The sequence below is a fragment of the Streptomyces sp. H39-C1 genome, from assembly GCF_027158125.1.
GTDB lineage: Bacteria > Actinomycetota > Actinomycetes > Streptomycetales > Streptomycetaceae > Actinacidiphila > Actinacidiphila fildesensis.
Genome location: NZ_JAPVLS010000226.1, coordinates 1 through 2,312, shown reverse-complemented (window position 1 = coordinate 2,312; position 2,312 = coordinate 1). Strand labels below are relative to the sequence as shown.

Annotated in this window: 2 protein-coding genes; both read right to left on the bottom strand. The window is 66.7% G+C overall.

What is annotated here, in order from left to right; genetic code table 11:
- Positions 1 to 3 precede the first annotated feature (3 nt).
- Positions 4 to 774, bottom strand: a complete 771-nt coding sequence (gene istB, locus O3W51_RS47795; RefSeq protein ID WP_138359593.1) for an IS21-like element helper ATPase IstB — start codon at positions 772 to 774, stop codon at positions 4 to 6.
- Entirely contained in the window at positions 771 to 2,123 is a 1,353-nt protein-coding gene (gene istA, locus O3W51_RS47790) for an IS21 family transposase (protein WP_438817445.1), read from the bottom strand. The genes istB and istA overlap by 4 nt, the downstream gene beginning before the upstream one ends.
- Positions 2,124 to 2,312 lie beyond the last annotated feature (189 nt).

Below are 2,312 nucleotides of genomic sequence, written 5' to 3'. Positions count from 1 at the left end.
CTGTCAGGCCACGTCTGTGTCCCGCTCGATGGCCTTGAGTCGGTTCTTGAGCCGGTAGCTGGGGCCGTTGATGGAGATCACGTCGCAATGGTGCAGGAGGCGGTCGAGGATGGCGGTGGCCAGGACCTCGTCACCGAACACCTGTCCCCATTCGCTGAAGGTCTTGTTCGAGGTCAGGATGATCGAGCCCTTTTCATACCGCTTGGAGATGACCTGGAAGACCAGGTTGGCTTCTCCGCGTTCGAGGATCTCGTAGCCCACCTCGTCGACTACGAGGACACCCGGCCGTAGGTAGGTGCCGAGCTTGTTGGCCAGGCGGCCGGCGGCTTCGGCGGCTTTGAGGTTGCGGACCATGTCGTCGAGGCTGGTGAAGTAGACCGAGTAGCCGGCCCGGCAAGCCGCGACCGCGAGAGCGACGGCGATGTGTGTTTTACCCACCCCCGGCGGGCCCAGGAGAGCCGCGTTGGCCTTGGCCTCGACGAACGAGAGCGTGGCGAGGTCCTTGACCTTGCGCGGGTCGAGGTCGGGCTGGAACGAGAAGTCGTACTCATCGAGCGTCTTGTGGTGCGGCAGCCGGGAGAGTCGCAGACCCTGCCGGAACCGGCGGTCGTCGCGGACAGCCAGCTCCTCGGAGAGGACCAGGTCGAGGAAGTCGAGATAGCCCATCTTCGCCTCGTCCGCCCGGCGGGTGAACTCGTTGATGGTTTCCGCGAGGTGGGGCAGGCCGAGCTTGCCGGCCGTGGTGCGGATACGGTTGCCGGTCAGCTCGCTCAAGAGGATTCCTTCGTCGCTCGATGGGTGGTGAAGGGACGGGTGCCAGTCAGCTCGTCATAGACCGACAACGGTCGGCGCCCGACCTCGATCCGGGTGGCCGCGGCCCGGTTCAGCAGGGCCTGCAGCGGGCCGGTCTCCTCGCCCCGCGGCCGCTCTTGCCGAGGCTGGATGGGGATGTCGCCGGTGGTGGTCCGACGGTTCTTACCGGTGGGCAGACCGTCCCAGTGCGACTCATCGACGACACGGGCACCGCGGCCGATCGCCCGGGGGTGGGCGGCAAGCAGCGTGCTGCCATGGATGTCAGCAAGGGTGCCATGCAGCATGACCTGGGACTTCGTGGCTCGGACCTCGACCAGCTGACGAGCACGGACTCGCCGGGCCGGCACGGAGTAGAGGTTCCCGTCGAAGGCGACCAGGCAGTCCTTGCCGACGTGCCGCAGCTGCCGCTCGGCCACCAAGTACGGAACCGACGGCAGCGGCTTGAGCGCCGCGTGATCTCTCGCCGCCCGCTCCGCGATGACCTCCCGGTGCGTCTTGTGGATCTGGGCCCGCCGCAGCGGCACCCACGCGGTGAACGCGGCGTCCATCTCCTCGACGGAGGAGAACGACCGGCCGGACAGAACGTGATCGCGGACGATCAGAACTTGCCGCTCGACCCGGCCCTTGCCCTGCGGCCGGTAGGCGGCCAGCACGTCGATGTCGAAGTCGTAGTGGCCGGCGAAGCCGACCGCTTCCGGATGCAGCGGGACCGCCTCACCAGGAGCAACGTGGCGGCGGACGACGGTCTTGGTCCGGTCGTAGACGATCGTCATCGGAGCCCCGCCGAAGTGGGCGAAGGCCCGGCGGTGGCAGTCGAAGAAGGTCTGCAGGTCCTGGCTCGTGGTGAAGCAGCAGAACGGGTCCCGCGAATACGACAACGTCATATGGAAGGAGTAGACCTTCGCGATGCCCATGTGAGCGAGGATCTTGCCCTCATCACCCCAGTCAACCTGGGCCTGGGCCCCCGGAATCACCTCGAACCGGCGGTGCATCCCCGCCAGTTCCTTGGGCGTGATGCCGAGTTCCTCGGCGATTCTGGGCCGGGAGGTCTGGACGTAGAGCTTGACTCGCTGGTAGTTGCCAGTGAAGCCGTACTCCTGGGCCAACCGCTCATGAATGACCGCGGCCTTCATCAGGACCTCGGCCCGAAGCATCGAGTCGATCAATGGCCCGAACTCGTCGATCACCCTCGCCCGCGACCGCCCACTCGGCGACCGCCGCGGAGGCGTCGCCGGACCCGGCGCCGACAGGTACTTACGGACCGTTTTGCGGTCCAGCCCGGTCTCCCTGGCGATCTCCGACAGGCTCATCGCCCCGGACTCCAGCAGGCCCCGAAAGCGCCGGAGCTCCAGCCAACGCTGCGGATCCAAGACCACTGCCAGCCCCCTCCGCCGCCCGAATCGACCAAGCATCAGAGTGCCGAGCAGCATGTCTCACCGCATCAGCAACTGTCCCTTTTCATCCGTACGAGGCTGGGGACGTTCACGTGTACCCCGACA